Raw genomic sequence first — 472 nt, forward strand, 5'->3', positions numbered from 1 at the left:
GATTTGATTATTGGCGCAGATGGCACCAGTGCTTTAGCGACGTTGGTGGAACGCCGCAGCAGGTTTGTGCTGCTCGGCAGACTCGGCACTGACCATACTGCCGCCAGTGTCAATGAGGTGATGGTACGGATGATTCGTCGGCTCAAAGAGTCGATGGACACCACGATTTCGACGTTGACCTGGGATCAGGGAGTGGAGTTTGCCAAACACACGGAGTTTTCTGTCGCGGAGAATATCCAGGTGTTTTTCGCCGATCCGCATTCGCCGTGGCAGCGAGGTAGCAATGAGCGGATGAATCGGGATATCCGGTTTTATTTCCCCAAAGGCACCAACTTTACCGATGTCACCGACCAAGAGGTCGCCGAGGCGGAAGCATTGCTGAATAACCGGCCGCGGGTAGTGCTCGACGGGTTAACTCCCCGGGAGGTAATCTCTGGTGTAATCCATGATGCAATGACCGCCTGACCCTACC

General features: G+C 55.1%; 1 protein-coding gene. It reads left to right on the forward strand.

Annotated elements, in window-relative coordinates:
- A partial coding sequence (locus HMPREF2681_RS07595) for an IS30 family transposase (RefSeq protein ID WP_141746282.1) occupies nucleotides 1–465 on the forward strand: 465 nt, incomplete at its 5' end.
- Nucleotides 466–472: the final 7 nt, after the last annotated feature.

The sequence above is a fragment of the Corynebacterium sp. HMSC064H12 genome, from assembly GCF_001809925.1.
GTDB classification, from domain to species: domain Bacteria; phylum Actinomycetota; class Actinomycetes; order Mycobacteriales; family Mycobacteriaceae; genus Corynebacterium; species Corynebacterium jeikeium_D.